Origin of the sequence: Burkholderia sp. SCN-KJ (assembly GCF_024656005.1) — a bacterium.
GTDB lineage: Bacteria > Pseudomonadota > Gammaproteobacteria > Burkholderiales > Burkholderiaceae > Burkholderia.
Genome location: NZ_JANKOG010000001.1, coordinates 256,746 through 281,135 on the forward strand (window position 1 = coordinate 256,746; position 24,390 = coordinate 281,135).

Consider the following 24,390-nt stretch of genomic DNA (forward strand, 5'->3'; position numbering starts at 1 on the left):
GGGGGCGCCGTCACGCCCCCCGGATCCATCCGCTGAAGGAACAGCCGCAATGAACCTCCACCTCGGCAACGCCGACCTCGTCCTGATCCTGGCGCTCGCGCTGGGTGGCGCCCTGCTGCTCGCGGCGCGCTTCCGGCCGAAAACCTGGCGCGGGCTCCTGTTCGAGGCGCTTCTCGCCAACCTGGCCGCCGTCGCCGCGGTGATGACGGTCGAAGCGCTGCTCGCCTGAACGCGCGGCCCGCTTCCCCGGAGCCGGTTCACACCGATAACGGGCTTGCGCTGGCCCTAGGCCGTCAGCCGGTCACGCAGCGCGCCATAGGCCGGCCCGACCGTATCGATCGCATCGAGTGCCTGCGCAACCGACGGCGGCGCGCCCGGTTCGCCGATCGACAGCGCGTTCGGCGCGCCGCCGATGCCGCAATGGTGACGCGACGTCGCGACGAAAATCATCACGGTCGGCCGCTGCAGCGCGTGCGCCATATGCACGAACCCGGTATCGACGCCCACCACGAGCGCGGCCCGGCCGATGGCCGCACCCAGTTCACGCACCGACATCGCCGGCAGCACGATCGCGCCCGGCGCACGCGCGGCAATGTCCTGCGCATCGTCGTGTTCGGCTGCCGATCCCCACGGCACCAGCACGCGCACGCCGCGCGCCATCATCTGCGTAGCCAGCGCGGCCCAGTGGTCGGCGGGCCATTGCTTGTCCGGATTGGACGTCGCGTGAAACAGCAGCATGAACGGCGCGCCGTCGGTCACGGCGGGCGGCAGGTTCGCATCCTGCGGCGGGACGATCCCGTAAGCGGCGATGCCTTCGGGGACATAGCCCAGCGCCTCGCCGGCGCTCACGCGCATCCCGTGCCACGCGTCGCAGTCCGGCCGCGGGCCGAAGCGATGCGAGTAGGCGAAGCGGGCACCCGCCTCGCCGAGATCCTGCGTCTGATAGCCGACGCGGCGCGCGGCACGCGCGAGTGCCGAGATGATCGCGCTCTTGTAGACGCCGTGCAGGTCGATGACCGCATCGTAGCGGTGCGCGCGCAGCGCGCCGATCGACGCCGAGATCGCCTTCAGGTCGCCGCCATTGCGGAGCTTCTTGAACCGCCGCAACGGCGCGCAAAGCACCTTGCTCACACCCGGATGCCAGCGCACGACCTCGGCGCACGATTCGTCGACGGCCCAGTCGACCGTTACGCCCGGAAAGGCACGGTGGAGGTCCGCGACGACAGGCAGCGTCTGGACGACGTCGCCGAGCGACGTCACTTTCACGATGAGGATGCGTTTCACTTTTCTTATGATGAATGGGGTGGGCCGGCCATTTGGTGATGCTAACGACGGTTGCCGCGTTGATACATTACGCCAGCATTACATTTGCAACAAAGTGCGACGCTTTTGTGAGGATTTGTCGAGCCCCGGCTGCATCGGGTTCTTTTTATAATGCGTGCTTTGCCCTCCCGGCTTCCGCCGATGCAACGCCCCGCCCTTCCTGCCCTGCTTTCCGGGTTGTTTCCCGCCCTCACCCGCCGCTCGCTGCGGATCTGGCGCCAGTACGGCGTGTTCTGGCTCGGCGCGATCGCCGTGGGCCTCGCGGCCGTGCTGTACGCGCGGCTGATCGACTGGGGCTACGACACGTTCCGCACGATGCGCGACCACGCCGCGTGGCTGCCGCTGCTGGTGACGCCGTCGATCGCCGCCGCGTCGGCATGGCTCACGCGCCGCTTCTTCCGCGGCGCCGAAGGCAGCGGGATCCCGCAGGTCATTGCAACGCTGCATGCGAGCCCGGGCGCATTCGGCGCGCGGCTGCTGACCCTGCGCATCCTGTTCGGCAAGGTCCTGATCTCGTTCATGGGCATTCTCGGCGGCTTCACGATCGGACGCGAAGGCCCGACCGTGCAGGTCGGCGCGTCGCTGATGTTCAACCTGCGGCGCTTCTACCCGCGCTCGAACGCGCAGATCGAACGGCAGCTCGTGCTCGCCGGCGCGGCGGCCGGCCTGTCGGCCGCATTCAATACGCCGCTCGCCGGGATCGTGTTCGCGATCGAGGAACTCACCCGCAGCTTCTCCGCCCGCGCAAGCGGCGTGCTGATCACCGCGATCATCCTCGCCGGCGTCGTCGCGTTGGGCCTGAACGGCAACTACACGTACTTCGGCACGATCGACGCCGGCCAGCATTTCCCGAAGATGCTCGCCGTCGCCGTGCTCGTCACCGCGCTCGTGACCGGCGTCGCGGGCGGCCTCTTCAGCTGGCTGCTGCTCAATACAGGGCGCTGGCTGCCCGCGCGCCTGCTCGGCCTGTATCGCGAGCGCCCGATCGCGTTCGCGGCGCTGTGCGGCTTCGTGATCGCCGTCGTCGGCCTCGTGTCGGGCGGGACGACGTTCGGCAGCGGCTATGCCGAGGCGCGCGGCCTGCTCGACGGCCATGAACGGCTGTCGGTGCTCTATCCGTTCCTCAAGATGGTGTCGATGGTCGCGTCGTACCTGCCGGGCATTCCGGGCGGGATCTTCGCGCCGTCGCTGTCGATCGGCGCCGGGTTCGGCAACCTGCTGCACCTCGTGTTCGGCGACATGAGCCTGCCGATGCTGATCGCGCTCGCGATGGTCGGCTATCTCGCGGCGGTCACGCAGTCGCCGATCACGTCGTTCGTGATCGTGATGGAGATGATCAACGGTCACGCGCTCGTGATTTCGCTGATGGCGACCGCGCTGGTGTCGAGCCGGATGGCGCGCTTCTTCGCGCCGCCGCTCTACGAAACACTCGCGCAGCGCTATCTCGCGCCGCCCGCGGCCGCCGCTGAACCCGCCGCGGCGCCGGCGGCTGCGGCCGGCGTCGTCGAGCCGCAGGATGCGGCCGCCGCGCCCGCCGATCCGCTCGATACGCTGCGCGAACGGGACGGTGGCGAGCCGCAGGCCCCGGCGGCCGGCAACGCCGCCACGCACACGCCCGCGACGTCGCACGACGACGGACCGTCCGGTTCCGGCACGACCGCTTCCGGCACGACCGCTTCCAACACGACTGCTTCCGGCGCGAGCGGCCCGGCGCAGACGGGCCCGCGCGCCCCTCAGTAGATCACCACCGGGGCGGGCCGATAGTAGACGGGCCGCGCCGGCACGACGATACAGCCGGCGAGCGTGATCGCGACGAGCGCAATGGCAAGGGCGGTTCGTTTCATCGCGCGCCTCCGTCAGGCCCAGTGGCCGCGCGTCCAGAACCAGTTCGGGCCGCGCTGATCCCAGTGGCCCGGCACCCAGTGCATGCCGATACGCTCGGTTTCCCAGCGGCCGCCGATCCAGACGTAGCGGCCATGATCCCAGCGCCAGTGACCGCGCTCCCACACATAGCCGACGCGTGCGTCGGGCACGACCTCGTAGCGCACCGGCGGCGGCGCGTTCGGCGCGACGACGACGATTTCCTCGGCGGGCGCGGCCACCGGTTCGGCGACGAGCATCCGGCCCGACTGCACCATCACCGGCGTACCGACGAGGATTTCGTCCGCGCGTGCGGCGAGCGGCGCGGCGACGGCTGACAGGCCCGCGGCGAACAGCGCGAGCGAAACGATACGGCGTTGAACGGTAGAGACAGCCATCACGACCTCCTGATTGAAAAATGACGCGAGCGTATTCGTTCAATGCGGGAGGTCGACCAACGGCCGACAGACGCCGTGTTACGGCGCGCCCGAAAGTGCAACAGGGCGTAAGACGCGCACGGCGGCAGGCGCCACCGTGCGGGGGGACAGACAGCGGTCAGGCTTGCGGAATCTCGATCTTCACTTCGAGGACTTCGAGATCGTCCTGGCGCTCGAGGCTCACGCGGATGTCATCGTTCGAAATATGGACGTACTTCGAGATGACCGCGACCAGCTCCTTCTGCAGCGCCGGCAGGTAATCGGCCGGCGGCCGGCCGCCGACCCGCTCGTGCGCGATGATGAGCTGCAGGCGCTCCTTCGCGACCGATGCGGACTTCTTCTTCTCGCCGAGGAGAAACGAAAGGATGGACATGGGCGGCCTCCGTTACTTGCTGCCGAAGAGGCGCTGCAGCAGGCCCGGCTTCTGATAATCGGTGAAGCGCAGCGGCTTGTCCTCGCCGAGGAAGCGCGCGACGACGTCCTTGTATGCTTCCGCGACGTCGGTGCCGTCGATGTGCACGGCCGGCAAACCCTGGTTCGATGCGTGCAGCACGGCTTCCGATTCCGGCACCACGCCGATCAGCTTGATGCGCAGGATCTCGCTGATGTCCTCGAGCGACAGCATCTCGCCTTCGCTCACGCGCTTCGGGCTGTAGCGCGTGATCAGCAGGTGTTCCTTGATCGGATCCTTGCCTTCGGCCGCGCGCTTCGTCTTCGACGACAGGATGCCGAGAATGCGGTCCGAGTCGCGCACCGACGACACTTCCGGGTTCGTGACGATCAGCGCTTCGTCCGCGAAGTACATCGCGTGCAGCGCGCCCGCCTCGATACCGGCCGGCGAGTCGCAGACGATGTATTCGAAGTCCATCGCGACCAGGTCGTTCAGCACCTTCTCGACGCCGTCACGCGTGAGCGCATCCTTGTCGCGCGTCTGCGATGCCGGCAGGATGAACAGGTTCTCGCACTTCTTGTCCTTGATCAGCGCCTGGTTCAGGTTCGCTTCGCCCTGGATCACGTTGACGAGGTCATACACCACGCGACGCTCGCAGCCCATGATGAGATCGAGGTTGCGCAGGCCGACGTCGAAGTCGATCACGGCCGTCTTGTGGCCGCGCAGCGCGAGGCCGGACGCGAAGCTCGCGCTGGTCGTCGTCTTGCCCACGCCGCCCTTGCCCGAAGTCACCACGATGATTTTTGCCATTTACCCAATACCCTGTGTTCGTCAATGAGAGCCGATCGACCCGGAGCGTGCCGCGTGAATCACGTCAGGCGCAGCGGTTCGATCATCAGTTTTTCCTCTTCGAGCCGGATCTGCACCGATTTGCCCAGTATGTCGGCGGGCAACGGGTTCTCGGCCGTTCGATAGATACCCGCGATCGAAATCAGTTCCGGCTCCAGACACGTGCAGAAAATGCGCGCGTCGTGATTGCCGTGCACGCCCGCGAGTGCGCGGCCGCGCAACGGCGCGTAGATGTGGATGTTGCCTTCCGCGATGATCTCGGCGCCGTGACTGACCGGCGCCAGCACCACGAGGTCTCCTTTCGCGTAAATCTGCTGCCCCGAACGCAGCGGCCGATCGATCACCAGCGTCTGGCCGCCCGCCGCAACCGGCGTCGGCGCAGGTTCCGGCGCCGGTTCGGCTGCCGCGGCAGCGGCCGGGGCCGCGACGGGCGCCGGCTCCGCTTCGTCGGCCGGCTTCGCGGCCGACACGCGGCGATCGCGCGCCTCGAGCAACGGCAGGCCGGCTTCCCCCGCCCAGCCCTGCGTGGCCAGCGCGACGACGCCCACCGGGCGCATCCGCACGTCGTTCAGCATCTGGCGGATGTCGGCGAGCGCGACGCGTTCGCCGTCCGCGAGGCGGCGGACGTCGATCGCGACGACATCGTCGGCGAAAAACTCGGGAGTCGCTTCGAAGCGCTTGACCAGTTCGGTACGCAACGCGTCGAGATCGGTCGTCTTCACGGTGAACAGCAACGTATCGACCGATCCGCTGCGCAGCTCGAAGAATGGCGATTTTTTAAGCGACATGGACACTCTGCAAAAAATTTTTGCGTATTTTACAGGCGTCCACGCGTGCGGCCATTATTTTTGGGGAGCCGGGGGGCGACGGTCGCGGCGAGCGCGCAACCGGCAGGCGGGCAGTCGGGCGGGCGGCCGGGCTTTCATCACGCCGTGCGGCCCGCGCATTCATGCGTCAGGGTGTGTTGAAGTGCGACACGAACAACGACTTCATCGCGCCGGGCATCCGCGCGATCGGCGCATGCTCGCCCGTGTTGCCGAAGCCCGCGCGTTCGTAGAAACGGATCGCGTTGCGGTTCGCATCGGCGATCCATGCGTAGACGTCCCGCGCCCCGCGTTCGGCCAGCCACGCGGTAGCCGTTTCCAGCAACAGCACGCCGCCGCGCAGGTGGCGGACTGCATGCGCGACCCACAGCTCGCTGACGAACGCGCGCCGCTCGGGCGTCGTGTCGAAATACGCGCCGATCATGCCGGCCGGATGGCCTTCGGTGTACAGCAGGAAAGTCGTCGACTCGTCGGACGCGGCACGCAGCGCGGCGATGGCCGCCGCCGCGTCGGAATCGACGTTCAGCAATTCGGCCTCCGGCGCTTCGCCGGGCGCGTAGGGCTCACGCAGCGATGCGGCGCGGAGTTCGCGATACACGCCGCCCTGGTCGGCAGCGATACGACGAACGGTCAAGGTCGAACTCATGCAGGCACAGCCCCCTTCGGACAGCAAGTTACTAGCTTCAACCGAAAGCGGGGCATGAGTCAAATCGTAATTTTCAAATGCCAGCGCGGATCGAAAGGCAGCACGCGTCGCGCACGCGCAGGTGTGCGGGTGCAGCATCGACGCGTCGACGGGCCGCGACGCATGGCAGTCCGAACGGCGAAGTCGGACGCGTCGCCCCGCCCGCCTTGTCATGCATGGCATTCATGCGGTCAAGGTCCAACGTTACCCCGCGGCGGCGCCGTAATGATCCGTAATATATGTATCCCAAAAAGCCGCGCCGCCACGCGATGTCGCGTCGCACTTATTGCATTGCAACATTCGTTGCGGACCGCGCCGCCGGATACTCGCGCGTGTGGCCTCACGTATTCATCCGACGAGAATACCGGCCGCACGAGCGGATCGGGCCCGCTCCGGCCTGTTTCAATCACCGTGGCGCAGGCCCCTCCCGGCCCGCGTCCTGCACGGGCCGCCGTTTGGAGTCGCCCGCCTAGCGGCAGGGTTTGGAAAGCGCGCGCGACGGTCGTATAACTGGCACAACCGGACCACCGATCCGGTGCCGCGGACCCACGACGATTCGAACGACGACAAGCGCGTCACTCGGCCGCCGCACCCGCATACGCAGGAGCCGGCCCCGAAATGGAGGAAGACAATGGCAATGACCGACGCATCGGCCTCGGGCTGGTCGGATGGCAAACGTTATCTGTGGCTGCTCGGCGCGGTGACGATCACGCTGCCGATCCTCTCGGCCCAGCTCGCGCTGTCGACGGGCCTCCACGTGTTCTGGTGGTTCGGCCCGCTGTTCGCGTTCGGCGTGATCCCGGTCCTGGACACGCTGATCGGCGACGATCGCGACAATCCGCCCGAAGCCGTCGTCCCGCATCTCGAACGCGAGCGCTACTACCGCTACATCGTCTATCTCGCGACGCTGGTCGAATACATCGCGTTCTTCATGTGCGTGCGGATCGTCGGCACGCATGCGCTCGCGTGGTACGACTACGTCGGCTTCGCGCTGTCGCTCGGCGCCGCGACGGGCATCTCGATCAACACCGCGCACGAACTCGGGCACAAGACCAGCCGCTTCGAGCGCTGGCTCGCGAAAGTCACGCTCGCGCCGGTGGCGTACGGGCACTTCTTCGTCGAGCACAACCGCGGCCATCACGTGCGCGTCGCGACGGCCGAGGATCCGGCGAGCGCGCGCTACGGCGAATCGTTCTGGGCCTTCCTGCCGCGCACGGTGACGGGCAGCATCCGCTCGGCGTGGCGGCTCGAGAAGGCACGCCTCGAGCGGCTCGGGCATTCGCCGTGGACCTGGCGCAACGAGGTGCTGCACGCGTGGGCGATGACCGTCGTCGTGTGGGCCATCGCGATCGCGATGGCCGGCAAGATCGTGATCCCGTTCCTCGTGATCCAGGCCGTGTACGGCGCGTCGCTGCTCGAAGTCGTCAACTACGTCGAGCACTACGGGCTCGGCCGCCGCAAGCTGCCGAGCGGCCGCTACGAGCGCTGCACGCCGCAGCATTCGTGGAACAGCAATCACGTCGTCACCAACCTGTTCCTGTACCAGTTGCAGCGGCACGCCGACCATCACGCGAACCCGACGCGCTCGTACCAGGCGCTGCGACACTTCGACGACTCGCCGCAACTGCCGGCCGGCTACGCGACGATGATCCTGTTCGCCTATGTGCCGCCGCTCTGGTATCGCGTGATGAATCCGCGTGTCGTCGCGCACTATGGCGGCAACATGGCGCAATCGAACATCAAGCCATCGATCCGCGCTCGCGTGCTCGCGCAGTATTCGGCCGTGGGGTGACGCAGGACGGCGCGGTCGCGGTCGCGGTCGCGGTCGCGGTCGCGGTCGCGGTCGGCAATATCGTCACGCGGCCTGCGGCAGCCTGAACACGGCGACCGCGTGCCGCAGCGCGCTCGCCTGCTCGGCCAGCGCCTGCGTCGCCGCCGACGCCTGTTCGACCAGCGCCGCATTGCGCTGCGTCGCTTCATCCATTTGCGTGACCGCGACGTTCACCTGCTGGATGCCGCCGCTTTGCTCCTGCGAAGCGGACGAGATCTCGCCGACGATCGACGTGACCCGCTGCACCGCGCCGACGATCTCGTGGATCGATTCGCCCGCGCGCGCGATCAACACAGCGCCCTCGTCGACCCGCCGCGTCGATTGCTCGATCAGCGCCTTGATCTCCTTCGCGGCGGCCGCGCTGCGCTGCGCGAGCGTGCGCACCTCCGACGCGACGACCGCAAAGCCGCGCCCCTGCTCGCCCGCGCGCGCCGCCTCGACGGCCGCGTTCAGCGCGAGGATGTTGGTCTGGAATGCGATGCCGTCGATGACCGCGATGATCTCGCCGACCTTCGCCGCGCTGGCGGCAATCCCGCTCATCGTGCCGACCGCGTCCGTCATCACGCCGCCGCCCGCGGACGCGATGTCCGATGCGTCGCGTGCGAGCTGCGCCGCATGCTGCGCGTGTTCGGCCGACTGGCGCACGATGCCCGTCAGTTCGGTCATGCTGGCCGCGGTTTCCTCGAGCGACGCAGCCTGCGCCTCGGTGCGCGATGACAGATCGCGATTGCCCGCCGCGATCTGCGCGCTCGCGGTCGCGACGGCTTCGGCATGCGTACGCACCTCGAGCACGACACCCGACAGGCTCGCCTGCATCGTCTTCAATGCGCGCAGCAGATCGGCGATCTCGTCGCGGCCGGCCGCGTCGACGTCGCGCGTCAGGTCGCCGCCGGCCACCGCCTGTGCACAGGCCACGGCGCGATCGAGCGGCCGCAGGATCGCGCGGCTGAACAGGAATGCACCGATCATCGCGATGCCGAGCACGATCAGCATCAGCACGACGCTCGCCGCGGTCGCGTGGCGCGCATCGCGGCTCGCTTGCGCCGACACGGCAGCACTCTCGTCGGCGATCGCCTTCGCCGCGCGCTCGAGCAGCGCGGCGGGCGCCCGGTCGACGCCCGCCACGGCCGCGTCCCCGGCCGTCGGCTCGAAGCCCGCGGCCTTGAACGCGTCGAACCCGCGCCGGTAGCCGTCGCCCATCGTCACATGCGCGCGCATGAACTGCTCGACGAGCGTCCGGCTCTCGCCGGGCGGCAGCTCTCCGACGAGTTGCGCGGCGAGCGTGTCTACCGTGCGCTCACGCGTCTGGAATGCCTGCCAGTACTTGTCGAGCTTGTCGGGCTGCTTGCCGCGCAGCAGCGTGTCCTTCCATTCCTGCACCTGCAGCTTGAACTGCACGAGCGTGGCCGATACGAGCCGCTCGTCGGCAACGTGCGTCTGCACGTCGTTCGCGAACGTGTCGATCGAGCGATTGAGAATGCGGATGCCGTACAGCGCGCCGCAGAACATCAGCAGCAGCGCAATGGCGAATGCGAGGGGAATCTTGTAGCTCAGCTTCATGGGACCTTGGATCGTCGGAGAACGGCGAGCGCGCACAAAGCGCGAGCCGCCGACGGCTGTTAACGGCGCGCGAGGTCAAGGCTGAAGCGGGCAAGCGGAGACGGGAACCGTGCGGGTCGAGCACGAAGCCCGTGGCGATCCGGGGGCGGCGGGAACCGAGGCAACAACGCCCAAGCGAGCGCCGGCCAATCGGTACGCGCGTACCGCACATCGCATCCACGCTTGCCGTCGGGCGACCAAAACGAAAAACCCCGTGATCCTTCCGGATCACGGGGCTTCGTATTTTGGCGGAGAGGGTGGGATTCGAACCCACGGTACGGGGAAACCGTACGCCTGATTTCGAGTCAGGTACATTCGACCACTCTGCCACCTCTCCTTCCTTGCTGCTTCATTTCCCGGTTGGTCGTGTCCGGGAAAGAAAAGATTATAGAACGATCTCTTCGGAACTCACAAGCGTTTTTTGCAAAATTTTTTGCGAGCCCGTTCGGGACCGATCGCGCAGCGATCTCACGACGCCTGCGCAGGCGCTTCGATTCGCTCCATGCCGCCCATGTACGGACGCAGCGCCTCGGGCACCGTGACCGAACCGTCGGCATTCTGGTAGTTCTCCAGCACCGCGACGAGCGTGCGGCCGACCGCGAGACCGGAGCCGTTCAGCGTATGCACGAGTTCCGGCTTGCCCTGCGCGTTGCGGAAACGCGCCTGCATCCGCCGCGCCTGGAACGCCTCGGTGTTCGAACAGCTCGAGATCTCGCGATAGGTGTTCTGCGCGGGCAGCCACACTTCGAGGTCGAACGTCTTCGCGGCCGAGAAGCCCATGTCGCCCGTGCACAGCGTGATCACGCGGTACGGCAGGCCGAGCTTCTGCAGGATCGCCTCCGCGTGGCCGACCATCTCGTCGAGTGCCGCATACGACGCGTCGGGCGCGACGACCTGCACCATCTCGACCTTGTCGAACTGGTGCTGGCGGATCATCCCGCGCGTGTCGCGGCCGTACGAACCGGCTTCCGAGCGGAAGCACGGCGAATGCGCGGTCAGCTTGATCGGCAGCGCGGAGCCTTCGACGATCGACTCGCGCACGGTGTTCGTCAGCGAAATCTCGGACGTGGAGATCAGGTACTGCGTGATCGTGTTTTCGGCGCCGCCCTTCTCGACGCGGAACATGTCGTCCGCGAACTTCGGCAGCTGGCCCGTGCCGTACAGGATCTCGGGATTCACGATGTACGGCGTGTATGTCTCGCTGTAGCCGTGCTGCAGCGTGTGCGTGTCGATCATGAACTGCGCGAGCGCGCGGTGCAGGCGTGCGATCGAGCCGCGCAGCATCGTGAAGCGTGCGCCGGCGAGCTTCGCGCCGGTTTCGAAATCGAGGCCGAGCGGCGTGCCGACGTCGACGTGATCCTTCACCTCGAAGTCGAACTGGCGCGGCGTGCCCCAGCGGCGCACTTCGACGTTGTCGGCTTCGTCCTTGCCGACCGGCACGCTTTCGTGCGCGATGTTCGGCATGCCCAGCATCAGGTCGGACAGGCGCGTCTGGATCTCGCCGAGCTTGGCCTCCGACGCCTTCATTTCGTCGCCGATCCCGCCGACTTCGGCCATGACGGCCGACGTGTCCTCGCCCTTCCCCTTCATCGCGCCGATCTGCTTCGACAGGCTGTTGCGGCGCGCCTGAAGCTCTTCGGTACGGGTCTGGATCGCACGGCGTTCCGCTTCGAGCGCGGAGAACGCGGCGACGTCGAGGGTGTAGCCGCGATCGGCGAGGCGCTTCGCGACGCCGTCGAGGTCTTTGCGCAGCAACTGGATGTCGAGCATGGGAGGACTTGGAAAATCGTTGTGTAAGACGGGAATTCTAACGCACCGCGGGGCCGCCACGGCATTGGCCGGATGGACAGTGCCGCAAACGCGCGACGGGCGTGGCAGTATCGCATTGCCGGCCGGCGCGCCGGCAGCCGGCGAAGCGCGTTGCGCGACGCCGCGGCGCAGCGCGCGACAGCCGCCCCGGCCGGGCGCAACGCGGCGGGCAACGCACCCGTCTTCGCATCACCATCACCCGAGGGAACCCGATGGCCATCGAACTGGACAAGGATGTTCGCGACCGCGCGATCGCGTCGCTGCAACGCTATTTCACAGAAAACATGGACGAGCCGATCGGCAACATCCAGGCCGGTGCGCTGCTGCACTTCTTCGTCGAGGAAATCGCGCCGGCAATCTACAACCTCGCGATCGCCGATGCGCAGGCGCGCCTGCACGCACGGGTCGCCGAGCTCGACATCGACTGCCACGAGGAGCCGTTCGAGTACTGGAAGCAGCAGCCGGGCCGCCGGCGCTGACACGCCCCCAGGCAGCACCGGCCGTCGGGCCGCGCGCGGCCGGTCAGTCCTTCTTGCCGGCCTCGCGGTCGAGCTCGCGCAGCCACGCGAGCTTGTCGGCGATCTTCGATTCGAGCCCGCGCGGCACCGGCTTGTACCAGCGCGGCTCGCGCATCCCTTCCGGCAGATACGACTCGCCGGCCGCATAGGCATTCGGCTCGTCATGCGCGTAGCGATACGCGTGGCCGTAGCCGAGTTCCTTCATCAGCTTGGTCGGCGCATTGCGCAGATGCACGGGCACCTCGCGCGACTTGTCCTGCTTCACGAACGCCATCGCCTGGTTGAACGCGTTGTAGCCCGCATTGCTCTTCGCCGCGCACGCGAGATAGATCACCGCCTGCCCGAGCGCCAGCTCGCCTTCGGGCGAGCCGAGCCGCTCGTAGGTCTCGGCCGCGTCGTTCGCCACCTGCAGCGCGCGCGGATCGGCGAGGCCGATGTCTTCCCACGCCATCCGCACGATGCGCCGCGCGAGATATTTCGGATCCGCGCCGCCGTCGATCATCCGGCAGAACCAGTACAGCGCGCCGTCCGGGCTCGAACCGCGCACCGACTTGTGCAGCGCCGAGATCTGGTCGTAGAAGTTGTCGCCGCCCTTGTCGAAGCGCCGCGCGTTCAGCGTCATCGCGCTGCTGACGAACTCGGCATCGATGGTCGTGACCTTGGCCGAGGCTGCGGCCGTCTGCGCCTGCTCGAGCAGGTTCAGGAAGCGCCGCGCGTCGCCGTCCGCATAACCGATGAGCGTATCGATCGCCTTGTCGTCGAACGCGAGCCCGTCGAGCGCGATTTCCTGCGCGCGCTTGAGCAGCTGACGCATCTCGTCGTCGTTCAGCGACTGCAGCACGTACACCTGCGCCCGCGACAGCAGCGCCGAGTTGACCTCGAAGCTCGGGTTCTCGGTCGTCGCGCCGATGAAGGTCACGAGCCCCGACTCGACGAACGGCAGCAGCGCATCCTGCTGCCCCTTGTTGAAGCGGTGGATTTCGTCGACGAACAGGATCGTGTGGCGGCCGGTGCGATTCAGCGTGTCCTTCGCCTGCTCCATCGACTCGCGGATGTCCTTCACGCCGCCGAGCACCGCGGACAGCGCGATGAACTCGCAGTCGAACGCGAGCGCGGTGAGGCGCGCGAGCGTGGTCTTGCCGACGCCGGGCGGCCCCCACAGGATCATCGAATGCGGCTTGCCGGATTCGAACGCGAGCCGCAGCGGCTTGCCTTCGCCCAGCAGATGCGTCTGGCCGATCACCTCGGCGAGCGTCTTCGGCCGCAGCGCCTCGGCGAGCGGCCGGCGCGGCTCGACTTGAAACAGGTCGGACATGAACCCTCGCTCCAGATCAAACGATGGCGGCCGAACGGGCCGCCGGACCTGACATTATGACAGCCGCGCGACTGCACCGCCGTGCTTGGTGCCTGCGCCTGGTGCCCGCGCCTGGTGCCCGCGCCCGGTGCCCGCGCCCAGTGCCCTCGCCCGATGCCCGCGCCCCAAAACAACACGGGCCTGCCGTCGCCGGCAGGCCCGTGTCGGGAAAACGGCGTGGTGCCGGTCAGCCGTTGATCACGTCCGCGCCCTTCGGCACGACGAACTTGAACGTATCGCTCTTGAGCGGCGGGTTCGTCTGGATGTTCGTGAACGTGAGCAGCGTGACGTTGCCGAACACGTCGTGCAATTCCATCGCGGCGAGCGTGCCGTTGCGGAAGCCGATGCCGATCCGCTGGAATTGCGTGTCCTGCGCCTTCGGCAGCATCTCGAGCCACTCGATGCCACCCTTCTCGCCGGCATCGCGCAGCGTGTAGTTCTTGTCGAGATCGTTGCTGCCGAACAGGATCGCGGCCGGGCTCGCGCCCAGCGCGCCGTTCAGCTTGCGTTCGGTGACCTGGTTCAGGTCGCGGTCGTACACGTAGAGCTTGTCGCCGTCGGCCTGCAGCACCTGCTGGTACGGCTTCTGGTACGTCCAGATGAACTTGCCTGGACGCGAGAACACGAACGTGCCGCTCGAATTGTCGTTCGGCTTCGGCGCGGCCTGCACGGCGCTCGCGCCCTTGGCCGGCGCCTTGACGATCTGCTGCGTGAAATCGCCTTTCGCCGAGCGCACCTGCGACACGAAGGCCTTCAGCTGCTCGGTGCCGCCCGCGAACGCGTGCGTCGCCGCGAGCATCAGCGATGCGCCGGCGAGCGCCGCGCCGAGCCAGCGCCGCGTCGAACGAAGGGACACTGCGAACGAATGTTGCTGCATATTGCGGTTTTCTCCCTGGGTGGCCGGCGCTGCGGGCGCCGCGGACTCATTCCGCGTCGCGCGCCGGCACAAGAATTTCGCGGTTGCCGCTCGACGACATCGCCGACACGAGCCCCGATTGTTCCATCTGTTCGAGCAGCCGCGCCGCGCGGTTGTAGCCGATCCGCAGATGGCGCTGCACGAGCGAAATCGACGCGCGGCGGTTCTTGATGACGATCTCGACCGCCTGGTCGTACAGTGGATCAGACTCGCCGCCGCCTTCGCCGGTTCCCGCGCCGGCCGAGCCCTCGTCGCCGTCGGCCGTGCCGCCTTCGAGCAGCCCTTCGACGTAGTTCGGCTCGCCCTGCTCCTTGAGCTTCTCGACGACGCGATGCACTTCGTCGTCGGCGACGAACGCGCCGTGCACGCGCACCGGCAGCCCGGTGCCCGGCGGCAGGTACAGCATGTCGCCCATCCCGAGCAGCGACTCGGCGCCCATCTGGTCGAGAATCGTGCGCGAGTCGATCTTCGACGACACCTGGAACGCGATCCGCGTCGGCACGTTCGCCTTGATCAGGCCGGTGATCACGTCGACGGACGGACGCTGCGTCGCGAGGATCAGGTGGATGCCGGCCGCGCGCGCCTTCTGCGCGATCCGCGCGATCAGTTCCTCGACCTTCTTGCCGACGACCATCATCAGGTCGGCCAGCTCGTCGATCACGACGACGATGTTCGGCAGGCGGCCGAGCGGTTCAGGATCGTCCGGCGTCAGGCTGAACGGATTCGGAATCTTTTCCTCGCGCTTCGCCGCTTCGTCGATCTTGTTGTTGTAGCCCGCCAGGTTGCGCACGCCGAGCTTGCTCATCAGCTTGTAGCGGCGCTCCATCTCCGCGACCGTCCAGTTCAGCGCATGGCCGGCCTGGCGCATGTCGGTGACGACCGGGCACAGCAGGTGCGGAATGCCTTCGTAGACGCTCATTTCGAGCATCTTCGGATCGATCAGGATCAGGCGCACCTGCTCGGCGGTGGCCTTGTACAGCAGCGACAGGATCATCGCGTTGATCCCGACCGACTTGCCCGAGCCGGTCGTGCCGGCGACCAGCAGGTGCGGCATCTTCGCGAGGTCCGCGCAGACCGGCTTGCCGCCGATGTCCTTGCCGAGGCTCAGCGTCAGCGCCGACGACGCGGCCGCATAGACTTCCGAGCCGATGATCTCGGACAGATGGACCGTCTGGCGGCGCTGGTTCGGCAGCTCGAGCGCCATGTAGTTCTTGCCGGGGATCGTCTCGACCACGCGGATCGACACGAGCGACAGCGAACGCGCGAGATCCTTCGCGAGGTTGACGATCTGGCTGCCCTTCACGCCGGTGGCCGGCTCGATCTCGTAGCGCGTGACGACCGGGCCCGGATACGCGGCGACGACGCTCGCCTCGACGCCGAAGTCCTTCAGCTTTTTCTCGATCAGGCGAGACGTGAATTCGAGCGTATCGGCGGAAATCGCTTCCTGGGTCTTCGGTGCGGGATCGAGCAGCGACACCGGCGGCAGCGTCGAATCGCCCGGCAGGTCGGTGAAGAGCGGCACCTGGCGCTCGCGCTCGACGCGCTCGGACTTCGCCGGCGTGACGACCGGCGGCACGATCGTCACGGGTTCGTGATCCTCGATGCGCACGCGCTCCTCTTCGACCTTGCCTTCGCGGCGCACGGCCGCGGCCTCGCCGAGCTTGCGGTCGCGCTCGGCCTCGCGGCGCAGCTTAGCGACGTTGACGGCGGACAGGATCGCCCCGCCCACGCGCTCGGCGACCGACAGCCACGAGAAGCGGAAATACAGCGACAGGCCGATCGCGAGCAGGATCAGCAGCAGCAGCGTGCCGCCGGTGAAGCCGAACGCGTGCGACATCGCACCCGCCACGGCCTCGCCGATCACGCCGCCCGGTGCGCGCGGCAGCTGCACCTTCAGCGACCACATCCGCAGCGCCTCGATGCCGTCGCACGCGAGCACGACGAGCACGAACGCCAGGATCTCGGTGAGCCAGCCGATCGGCCGCTCGGGTTCGTCGGCGACCGCCTCGTGACGCGTGATGCGCCGGTAGTTGACCGCGATGCGCCGCCCGAGCGGCACGATCAGCCAGTAGGCCGACAGGCCGAACAGCAGCAGGATGATGTCGGCCGTCCACGCGCCGACGCGGCCGGCCCAGTTCGAGATGTGGTCCACCTGCGCGGCGTGCGTCCAGCTCGGATCGCGCCGGCTGTAGCTCAACAGGGCCATCACCAGAAAAGCGCAGAGCGCGACCTGGAGAATCCAGCGGATCTCCGTGAGGAGCTTCGACATCCGGTGCGGCAACGCCTGTGCCTGGGCGGAATAAGGAGCTTTTGCCATGAATCCGTATAAAGAGGACGGGCCGCGCGCCCGCCTGTCGTTCGATCGCGCTTATTGTAAACGCTGCACCGGGGCGCCAAGTGTAAATGACGGTTACATAAGAGGGTCGGGGCGGCCGAAGCCGATAGCCGCGCATGCGATCCGGCCGCCGGTCGGCCCGTGACGCCGGCCGCGGCAATGCGCCGCCACGGGCGGCAGCCGCCCGCCTCTCCCACGCCGCCCCGCCCGCCCAACCTGCCCCGCCACTGCGGGCGCCCTGCCGAGAAACACTATCGCCACGATTGAAACTCTCGTTCGGCAGCGCAGCAACGGGGCCTTTATAATGCGCGTCTGATACCCATCTACGACGGCATCCCGGTCAACCCAGACCGTCCGGCGAGCCTTACCCCGCCCGCCGCGGCCGCCCTTTACGGATTCGCACATGTCCACGCCCAAACACGCCAAAGTCCTGATTCTCGGTTCCGGCCCCGCCGGCTACACGGCTGCCGTCTATGCGGCTCGCGCCAACCTGTCCCCGGTGCTGATCACCGGCATCGCGCAGGGCGGCCAGCTGATGACCACGACCGACGTCGAGAACTGGCCGGCGGATGCGAAGGGTGTGCAAGGCCCGGAACTGATGGCGCGCTTCCTCGAGCACGCCGAGCGTTTCAACACCGAAATCGTCTTCGACCACATCCACACCGCGAAACTGCACGAAAAGCCGATCCGGCTGATCGGCGATTCGGGTGAATACACGTGCGACTCGCTGATCATCGCGACCGGCGCATCCGCACAGTATCTCGGCCTGCCGTCCGAAGAATTGTTCATGGGCAAGGGCGTGTCGGCCTGCGCGACCTGCGACGGCTTCTTCTACCGCAACCAGGAAGTCGCGGTGATCGGCGGCGGCAACACGGCGGTCGAGGAAGCGCTCTACCTGACGGGCATCGCGAAGAAGGTCACGGTGATCCATCGCCGCGACAAGTTCCGCGCCGAGCCGATCCTGATCGACCGCCTGCTGGAGAAGGAAAAGGAAGGCGTCGTCGACATCAAGTGGGATCACGTGCTCGACGAAGTGACGGGCGAGGATTCGGGCGTCACGGGCCTGCGCATCAAGAACGTGAAGACCGGCGAGAAGCAGGACCTCACCGTGCAGGGCGTGTTCGTCGCGATCGGCCACAAGCCGAATACCGACCTGTTCCAGGGCCAGCTCGAGATGAAGGACGGCTACATCCTGACGAAGAGCGGCCTGCAGGGCAACGCGACGTCGACGAGCGTGCCGGGCGTATTCGCCGCCGGCGACGTGCAGGACAACGTGTATCGCCAGGCGATCACGAGCGCCGGCACGGGCTGCATGGCCGCGCTCGACGCGCAGCGCTACCTCGAAAGCCTGCACGACAAGAAGTAAGCGTCGAGCCTTCGCGCGCCGGGCGCTACAATGGCGTCCGCTGCCGCGAAGCGGGCTTGACCGGAAAGCCGCTGCCGTCGCGCAGCGGCTTTTTTTGTGCCCGCGCGCCCGAACGCGCCTGCCCGGTTACCGAATCATGGCGAAGAACCAGCCCCATCCGAGCGATCCCGCGAAGCGGAAGATCGCCGCCCGTCCCGCGAACCCCGCGCCGGCCGCCCCGCCGCCCGCGCCCGATCCGGCCGCATTGCGCGGCCAGGGCCTCGCGGGCCTCGGCGCGTTGCGCAAGGCGCTGCAAGGCGAAGCCGATCGCCGCGACCGCGAGCGCATCGAAACCGCGAAGGCCGAACGCAAGGCCGAAGCCGACGCGAACCTGTTCCGCAACGAAATCGGCGCGATCCAGCCGCTGAACGCGCCGCCGCGCGCGAAATCCGGCCGTACGCCGCCCGACCCGGTGCCGAAGCAGACGCAGCGCGACGAGGAAGCCGTGCTGAACGCGACGCTGTCCGACGAATTCGATCCCGAGACGCTGCTCGACAGCGACGAATCGCTGTACTACCACCGCCCCGGCATCAGCCGCGACGTGGTGCGCAAGCTGAGGAGCGGCGCATGGATCGTGCAGGCCCAGATCGACCTGCACGGGATGCGGCGCGACGAGGCGCGCGACGCGCTCGCCGAATTCATCCGCGAAGCCGGCAAGAAGGGGCTGCGCTGCCTGCGCGTGATCCATGGCAAGGGGCTCGGCTCGATCGGCAAGGAACCCGTGCTGAAAGGCAAGGTGCGCGCGTGGCTCGTGCAGAAGGAAGAAGTGATCGCGTTCTGCGAGGCGCGCAGCCACGACGGCGGCGCGGGCGCGGTGCTCGTGCTGCTGCAGCCGCTCGCGGCGCCCGCCGATCGGGGGCCGCGTGCCGCATCCTAGGCTGACGCTCGCGATCGCGGTACTGGAGGCGATCGCGACGCTGGCGTTCGCGATCTCGGGCTTCATCGAGGCGCGCAAGAACCGTCTCGACTCGGTCGGCACGTTCGTCGTCGCGCTCGCCACCGCGTTCGGCGGCGGCACGCTGCGCGACATCCTGCTCGAACGCCGCCCGTTCTACTGGGTCGTGCACGACGACTACGTGATCGCGATCTTCGTGCTCGCGCTGTTCGCGCCGTTCGTGTTGCGGATGCTGTCGCGGCTGTCGGCCGAGCGGCTCTTGCTGGTGGCCGACGCGATCGGGCTCGGCATCTTCAGCATCTCGGGCACCGCGATCGCGCTCGATGCCGAGATGCCGCGCTTCATCGCGGTGATGATGGGCGTGATCACGGGCGTGGTCGGCGGGATCATCCGCGACGTGCTGTGCAACGACATCCCGCTGATCCTGCGCGATTCGCGGCCGTACGCGACCTGCGCGTTCGTCGGCTGCTGGTTCTACCTGCTGCTCGCATGGCTGCAGTTCGACTCGGTGTACAGCGTGCTGCTCGCGACCGGCTTTATCCTCGTCGCGCGGCTCGCGACCTTCAAGTTCGACGTGCGGCTGCCGCACTGATCGCCGCCGCAACACCGGACGCACCGCAAGAAACAAAAGGGGCCGCTCCTGCGAGACGGCCCCTTCTTCATTCAGCGCGAGCGCGGCCTCACGCGATCCGCTCTTCCGACGCCGGATCGAATAGCACCGCCTTCGACACGTCGAACAGCAGCGACTGCGTCTGCCCCGGCTGCGGGTTCGCGGCCGGATGCACGCGGCTCACGATCCGCTTGCCGTTGACCTGCGCGAACACGTGCGTGTCCGGCCCGGTCGGCTCGGTCACGTCGACGCGCACGTCGATCGGCTGCAGCTTCGACGCCTCGCCGTGGTGCGCATTGCGCGCGTCGGTGATGCGCTCCGGACGCAGGCCGAGGATCACCTCGCGGCCCACGTGGCCGTTCATCCGCTTCGCGTCGAACGGCAGGTTCAGCGCGCTGCGCGCGAGGCCCGTGTCGATCTCGAGCGCGATCCCGCTGCCCTGCTCGACCAGGCGGCCGTTGATGAAGTTCATCGGCGGCGCGCCGATGAAGCCGGCCACGAACAGGTTCGACGGCGAATCGTAGATTTCCTGCGGCGCGCCGAACTGCTGGACCACACCGTCCTTCATCACCGCGATCCGGTCGCCGAGCGTCATCGCCTCGATCTGGTCGTGCGTCACGTAGACGATCGTCGTGCCGAGGCGCTGGTGCAGCAGCTTGATTTCCGCGCGCATCTCGATGCGCAGCTTCGCGTCGAGGTTAGACAGCGGCTCGTCGAACAGGAACAGCGACGGATCGCGTGCGAGCGCGCGGCCCATCGCGACGCGCTGGCGCTGGCCGCCCGACAGCTGGCCCGGCTTGCGGTCGAGCAGGTGCTGGATCTGCAGCATCGCCGACACGCGCTCGACGATCTGCTGCTGCTCGCTCTTCGGCACCTTGCGGATGTTCAGGCCGAACGAGATGTTCTCGCGCACCGTCATCGACGGGTACAGCGCGTACGACTGGAACACCATCGCGATGTCGCGATCCTTCGGCGACAGGTCGTTGACGACCTTGCCGTCGATGCAGATCTCGCCGCTCGTCACGGTCTCGAGACCGGCGATCATGTTGAGCAGCGTCGACTTCCCGCAGCCCGAGCCGCCGACCAGGATCAGGAACTGTCCGTCCTCGATCTCGATGTCGACACCCTTCAGGACCGGCACCCCGTTCGGGTAGGTCTTGTACACGTCACGGATGGAAAGGCTTGCCATGCTGTGAATCCTCTGTCTCGTCTCGCGCGGCGCTACGGCGCCGCGTCGGGTTCGTTTCGATGCGCCGCGCGTCGTGCGCGGCCGGTTCGTCGTATCGGATGAAGCCGCGCTTACCCCTTCACCGCGCCCGCCGTCAGCCCGCGCACGAAGTAGCGGCCGGCGACCACGTAGACGAGCAGCGTCGGCAGCGCGGCGATGATCGCGCCGGCCATGTCGACGTTGTATTCCTTCACGCCCGTCGACGTGTTGACGAGGTTGTTCAGCGCAACCGTGATCGGCATCGAGTCGACACCGGAGAACACGATCCCGAACAGGAAGTCGTTCCAGATCTGCGTGAATTGCCAGATCAGGCACACCATGAAGATCGGCAGCGACACCGGGAGCAGGATCTTCGTGAAGATCGTGAAGAAACCCGCGCCGTCGATGCGTGCGGCCTTCACGAGCTCGGCCGGCACGCTCACGTAGAAGTTGCGGAAGAACATCGTCGTGAACGCGATGCCGTACACGACGTGCACGAACACCAGGCCCGGAATCGTGTTGGCGAGGCCGAGCATCCCCTGCAGGCGCGCCATCGGCAGCAGGATCACCTGGAACGGGATGAAGCAGCCGACCAGCATCATCGTGAACAGCGCATCCGCGCCGCGAAAGCGCCAGTGCGTGAGCACGTAGCCGTTGAACGCGCCGATCAGCGACGAGATCAGCACGGCCGGAATCACCATCTGCAGCGAGTTCAGGAAGAACGGCTTCATGCCGTCGCAGCGCACGCCGGTACACGCGCCGCTCCACGCCTTCACCCACGGATCGAAGGTCCAGTGCGTCGGCGGCGTCAACAGGTTGCCGGTGCGCAGTTGGTCGAGGTCCTTGAAGGAGGTCGACAGCATCACGTAGATCGGGAACAGGAAATACAGCGCGAACAGGATCAGCGCCGCATAGATCACTGCCCGGCTGATCGTCACTTTAGGCTGCATTGCGGGTGCTCCTCGATTCCATATACATCAGCGGCACCAGCACCGCGACCACGGTCGCGAGCATCATCACCGACGACGCCGCGCCGAGCCCGAGCTGGCCGCGGTTGAACGAAAACGTGTACATGAACATGGCCGGCAGCGACGACGACGTGCCGGGGCCGCCCGCCGTCAGCGCGACGACCAGGTCGAAGGTCTTGATCGTGATGTGGCAGAGGATCAGCAGCACCGAGAAGAACACCGGGCGCATGCTCGGGATCACGATCTTGCGGTAGATGGTCGGCAGCGTCGCGCCGTCGACCTGCGCGGCCTTGAAGATCTCGCCGTCGACGCCGCGCAGCCCGGCGAGGAACAGCGCCATCACGAAGCCGGTCGACTGCCACACGGCGGCGATCACGATACAGAAGATCGCCTTGTCCGGATCGTCGAGCCAGCCGAACGAGAAGCTCGTCCAGCCCCAGTCGTGCATCACCTTCTCCAGGCCGAGGCCCGGGTTCAGGATCCACTGCCATGCCGTGCCCGTGACGATGAACGACAGCGCCATCGGATACAGGAAGATCGCGCGCAGCGCGCCTTCGTTGCGGATCCGCTGGTCGAGCAGGATCGCGAGGAACAGCCCGAGCGCGACGCAGATCGCGATGAACGGAATCCCGAACCAGCCGAGGTTCGCGGCGGAGGTCCACCACACGTCGTTCTGGAACAGGTCCGAGTAACGGCCGAAGCCGTCGAATTCGTAGTTCGGCAACAGCCGCGAATTGGTCAGCGACAGATAGCCGGTAATCAGGATGAAGCCGTAGATGAACACCACGGCGATCGCGAGGCTCGGCGCGAGCACGAGCTTCGGAATCCAGCGATCGGCGAAGGCCGACAGCGGCGACGTGCGCCGTGCGGCGGCAGCGCCGGATCCGTTTCCGCTAAGAGGGGCAGCCACTTGATTCGACTCCTGGAACGAGGGTGACGCAGGCCGGGCCGGCGCCGGGTACGGCACGGGCCCGCGCGCGAGCCCGTTTGCTGCACATGCAGGGAACACCCGGCCGATCCTGCGTTTCCGGCCGGGCGCCTGTCGCGCTTTACTTCACCTTCGCGGCCTTCGCGAGCGCGGCGACCGCGCTCTTCGAATCCTGCTGCGAGTTCATGAACTTCGTCACGACGTCGGTGATCGCGCCGGCCGTTGCATCGCCCTGCGCCATCCCGTGCGCGAGCGACGGCACGAAGCCGCCCGACTTGATCGCGGTCTGCTCGTCGGCATACGACTTCTTCGCGCAGTCGTCGAACTTGTCCATCTTCACGCCGAGGCGCACCGGCACCGAGCCCTTCAGCAGGCTGAACTGCTCCTGGAAGTCCGGCGTCATGATCGTCTTCGCGAGTGCGACCTGGCCCGGCGTCGCGTCCTTCTGCCCCTTCTGCTGGAAGAACACGAACGAGTCGACGTTGAACGTGTACGAATTCGCCGTACCCGGCACCGCCGCGCAGATGTAGTCCTTGCCCGCCTTCTTGCCGGCGTTCTCGAACTCGCCCTTCGCCCAGTCGCCCATGAACTGCATGCCGGCCTTGCCGTTGATCACCATCGCGGTCGCGAGGTTCCAGTCGCGGCCGTTGCGGCCCGTGTCGAAGTAGCCCTGGATCTTGCGGACGGTGTCGAACACCGACAGCATCTGCGGCGACGTCAGCGTGGCCTGGTCGAGATCGACGAGCGCCTTCCTGTAGAACGCCGGACCCTGCGACAGCACGACGTCTTCCCACAGCGTCAGGTCCTGCCACGGCTGGCCGCCCATCGCGACCGGCTGGATGCCGGCAGCCTTCAGCTTGTCGGCCACCGCGAAGAATTCGGGCCAGGTGGTCGGCACCTTCGCGCCGACCTTGTCGAGCGCGGCCTTGTTGATATAGAGCCAGTTCACGCGGTGCACCGAGAACGGCGCGGCGACGGTGTGGCCCTTGTACTTGATGATCTTGTCGATTTCCGGCGGCAGGTTCTGCTTCCAGTCGCCGGCGGCGGAATCGATGTTGACGAGCACGCCCTGGTCGGCCCAGTCCTGGATCAGCGGGCCCTTGATCTGCGCGGCCGACGGTGCGTCGCCGCTGATCACCTTGGTCTTCAGCGCGGTCATCGCCGCGGCGCCGGCGCCGCCCGCGACCGCGAAGTCCTTCCACACGTAGCCCTGCTTCTGCACGTCGTCCTTCAGCACGCCGACGGCCTTCGACTCGCCGCCCGAGGTCCACCAGTGCAGCACGGTTACGTTCTCGGCCGCCTGCGCCGCCACGGCACCAGCCATCAGACCCGCGGCGCAGAGCGCGCCCATGATCGAGCGAACTTTCATTACTTATCTCCTCCAGACTGAATCAACTCGTGAGGTTCCCTGACGGGGAACCGGCTTCTTGATAAACGACGGGGAAATCGAGCCGCGGGACGCATGCAGCGTACGGGGCCGATGACCGGCCGGGCTCTTACAGAAAGCGTGAATCGAGATTCAACGGCGTGTCTCCTCTTTGTGTTTCTGGCCCGCCGCGATGCCGCGGCGCGAGCCCGGGGCGACGGCGCGCGGACGATGCGCACCGTCAATGTCCGATAACATTCGGCACAAGGCGTTCCCGAAG

General features: G+C 67.2%; 22 protein-coding genes and 1 tRNA gene. 7 read left to right on the forward strand and 16 right to left on the reverse strand.

The window, feature by feature from the left end; genetic code table 11:
- Positions 1–49: 49 nt before the first annotated feature.
- Positions 50–229 (forward strand): hypothetical protein, encoded by a 180-nt coding sequence (locus NQV17_RS01230; RefSeq protein ID WP_257768071.1) that lies wholly within the window; start codon positions 50–52, stop codon positions 227–229.
- A gap of 56 nt (positions 230–285) precedes the next feature.
- Here the strand turns inward: NQV17_RS01230 and waaC are convergent, their stop codons facing one another.
- Positions 286–1,284 (reverse strand): lipopolysaccharide heptosyltransferase I, encoded by a 999-nt coding sequence (waaC, locus tag NQV17_RS01235; protein WP_257768073.1) that lies wholly within the window; start codon positions 1,282–1,284, stop codon positions 286–288.
- Positions 1,285–1,464: 180 nt separating this feature from the next.
- On the opposite strand from waaC, the gene NQV17_RS01240 reads away from it, so the two are divergent.
- Positions 1,465–3,063 carry a chloride channel protein gene (locus NQV17_RS01240; RefSeq protein ID WP_257768075.1) on the forward strand — a complete coding sequence of 533 codons (1,599 nt, stop codon included), beginning with the start codon at positions 1,465–1,467 and terminating at the stop codon, positions 3,061–3,063.
- 116 nt (positions 3,064–3,179) lie between these two features.
- On the opposite strand, the gene NQV17_RS01245 is transcribed toward NQV17_RS01240, so the two are convergent.
- The 5 genes from NQV17_RS01245 to NQV17_RS01265 all read right to left on the reverse strand — a co-directional run bounded on the left by NQV17_RS01245 (position 3,180) and on the right by NQV17_RS01265 (position 6,468).
- A complete protein-coding gene (locus tag NQV17_RS01245; RefSeq protein ID WP_257768077.1) occupies positions 3,180–3,581 on the reverse strand; it encodes a YXWGXW repeat-containing protein in 402 nt (133 codons plus the stop codon).
- A 157-nt stretch (positions 3,582–3,738) separates the two neighbouring features.
- Positions 3,739–3,993 (reverse strand): cell division topological specificity factor MinE, encoded by a 255-nt coding sequence (gene minE, locus NQV17_RS01250; protein ID WP_006486661.1) that lies wholly within the window; start codon positions 3,991–3,993, stop codon positions 3,739–3,741.
- A gap of 12 nt (positions 3,994–4,005) precedes the next feature.
- Positions 4,006–4,821 carry a septum site-determining protein MinD gene (gene minD / locus NQV17_RS01255; RefSeq protein WP_044849298.1) on the reverse strand — a complete coding sequence of 272 codons (816 nt, stop codon included), beginning with the start codon at positions 4,819–4,821 and terminating at the stop codon, positions 4,006–4,008.
- A gap of 59 nt (positions 4,822–4,880) precedes the next feature.
- Complete coding sequence (gene minC / locus NQV17_RS01260; protein WP_257768081.1) at positions 4,881–5,648, reverse strand: septum site-determining protein MinC; 768 nt, start codon at positions 5,646–5,648, stop codon at positions 4,881–4,883.
- Positions 5,649–5,814: 166 nt separating this feature from the next.
- Positions 5,815–6,468: a GNAT family N-acetyltransferase gene (locus NQV17_RS01265; protein WP_257768083.1), complete on the reverse strand. Its 654-nt coding sequence runs from the start codon at positions 6,466–6,468 to the stop codon at positions 5,815–5,817.
- A gap of 532 nt (positions 6,469–7,000) precedes the next feature.
- On the opposite strand from NQV17_RS01265, the gene NQV17_RS01270 reads away from it, so the two are divergent.
- Positions 7,001–8,161, forward strand: coding sequence for an alkane 1-monooxygenase (locus NQV17_RS01270; protein WP_257768085.1), 1,161 nt, complete (start codon positions 7,001–7,003; stop codon positions 8,159–8,161).
- 63 nt (positions 8,162–8,224) lie between these two features.
- On the opposite strand, the gene NQV17_RS01275 is transcribed toward NQV17_RS01270, so the two are convergent.
- The 3 genes from NQV17_RS01275 to serS all read right to left on the reverse strand — a co-directional run bounded on the left by NQV17_RS01275 (position 8,225) and on the right by serS (position 11,569).
- Positions 8,225–9,760 carry a methyl-accepting chemotaxis protein gene (locus NQV17_RS01275; protein ID WP_257768087.1) on the reverse strand — a complete coding sequence of 512 codons (1,536 nt, stop codon included), beginning with the start codon at positions 9,758–9,760 and terminating at the stop codon, positions 8,225–8,227.
- A gap of 285 nt (positions 9,761–10,045) precedes the next feature.
- Positions 10,046–10,136 (reverse strand) — tRNA-Ser (locus NQV17_RS01280).
- A gap of 131 nt (positions 10,137–10,267) precedes the next feature.
- Positions 10,268–11,569, reverse strand: a complete 1,302-nt coding sequence (gene serS, locus NQV17_RS01285) for a serine--tRNA ligase (RefSeq protein WP_044849213.1) — start codon at positions 11,567–11,569, stop codon at positions 10,268–10,270.
- Positions 11,570–11,820: 251 nt separating this feature from the next.
- Here serS and NQV17_RS01290 point away from each other — a divergent pair, with 251 nt between their 5' ends.
- Positions 11,821–12,087, forward strand: a complete 267-nt coding sequence (locus tag NQV17_RS01290) for a DUF2164 domain-containing protein (RefSeq protein WP_257768090.1) — start codon at positions 11,821–11,823, stop codon at positions 12,085–12,087.
- 43 nt (positions 12,088–12,130) lie between these two features.
- On the opposite strand, the gene NQV17_RS01295 is transcribed toward NQV17_RS01290, so the two are convergent.
- The 3 genes from NQV17_RS01295 to NQV17_RS01305 all read right to left on the reverse strand — a co-directional run bounded on the left by NQV17_RS01295 (position 12,131) and on the right by NQV17_RS01305 (position 16,713).
- The gene (locus tag NQV17_RS01295; RefSeq protein ID WP_044849211.1) at positions 12,131–13,441 is read right to left on the reverse strand and encodes a replication-associated recombination protein A; all 1,311 of its coding nucleotides are present in this window, start codon (positions 13,439–13,441) and stop codon (positions 12,131–12,133) included.
- 226 nt (positions 13,442–13,667) lie between these two features.
- Positions 13,668–14,357 (reverse strand): outer membrane lipoprotein chaperone LolA, encoded by a 690-nt coding sequence (lolA, locus tag NQV17_RS01300; RefSeq protein WP_044846204.1) that lies wholly within the window; start codon positions 14,355–14,357, stop codon positions 13,668–13,670.
- Between the two features lie 46 nt (positions 14,358–14,403).
- On the reverse strand, positions 14,404–16,713 hold the full coding sequence (locus NQV17_RS01305) for a DNA translocase FtsK (protein ID WP_257768095.1): 2,310 nt from the start codon (positions 16,711–16,713) through the stop codon (positions 14,404–14,406).
- A gap of 421 nt (positions 16,714–17,134) precedes the next feature.
- Here NQV17_RS01305 and trxB point away from each other — a divergent pair, with 421 nt between their 5' ends.
- The 3 genes from trxB (at position 17,135) to NQV17_RS01320 (ending at position 19,623) form a co-directional block, all read left to right on the forward strand.
- Positions 17,135–18,097: a thioredoxin-disulfide reductase gene (gene trxB, locus NQV17_RS01310; protein WP_044846206.1), complete on the forward strand. Its 963-nt coding sequence runs from the start codon at positions 17,135–17,137 to the stop codon at positions 18,095–18,097.
- 136 nt (positions 18,098–18,233) lie between these two features.
- Positions 18,234–19,013 carry a Smr/MutS family protein gene (locus tag NQV17_RS01315; RefSeq protein ID WP_257768098.1) on the forward strand — a complete coding sequence of 260 codons (780 nt, stop codon included), beginning with the start codon at positions 18,234–18,236 and terminating at the stop codon, positions 19,011–19,013.
- The gene (locus tag NQV17_RS01320; protein ID WP_044846208.1) at positions 19,000–19,623 is read left to right on the forward strand and encodes a trimeric intracellular cation channel family protein; all 624 of its coding nucleotides are present in this window, start codon (positions 19,000–19,002) and stop codon (positions 19,621–19,623) included. Before NQV17_RS01315 ends, NQV17_RS01320 begins: the two co-directional genes overlap by 14 nt.
- An 88-nt stretch (positions 19,624–19,711) precedes the next feature.
- Here the strand turns inward: NQV17_RS01320 and NQV17_RS01325 are convergent, their stop codons facing one another.
- The 4 genes from NQV17_RS01325 to NQV17_RS01340 form a co-directional block, all read right to left on the reverse strand.
- The gene (locus NQV17_RS01325) at positions 19,712–20,830 is read right to left on the reverse strand and encodes an ABC transporter ATP-binding protein (RefSeq protein ID WP_124892494.1); all 1,119 of its coding nucleotides are present in this window, start codon (positions 20,828–20,830) and stop codon (positions 19,712–19,714) included.
- A gap of 110 nt (positions 20,831–20,940) precedes the next feature.
- Positions 20,941–21,798: a carbohydrate ABC transporter permease gene (locus NQV17_RS01330; protein ID WP_044846210.1), complete on the reverse strand. Its 858-nt coding sequence runs from the start codon at positions 21,796–21,798 to the stop codon at positions 20,941–20,943.
- A complete protein-coding gene (locus tag NQV17_RS01335) occupies positions 21,788–22,726 on the reverse strand; it encodes a carbohydrate ABC transporter permease (protein ID WP_257768103.1) in 939 nt (312 codons plus the stop codon). Before NQV17_RS01335 ends, NQV17_RS01330 begins: the two co-directional genes overlap by 11 nt.
- Before the next feature lie 139 nt (positions 22,727–22,865).
- Positions 22,866–24,113: an ABC transporter substrate-binding protein gene (locus tag NQV17_RS01340; RefSeq protein WP_124487778.1), complete on the reverse strand. Its 1,248-nt coding sequence runs from the start codon at positions 24,111–24,113 to the stop codon at positions 22,866–22,868.
- Positions 24,114–24,390 lie beyond the last annotated feature (277 nt).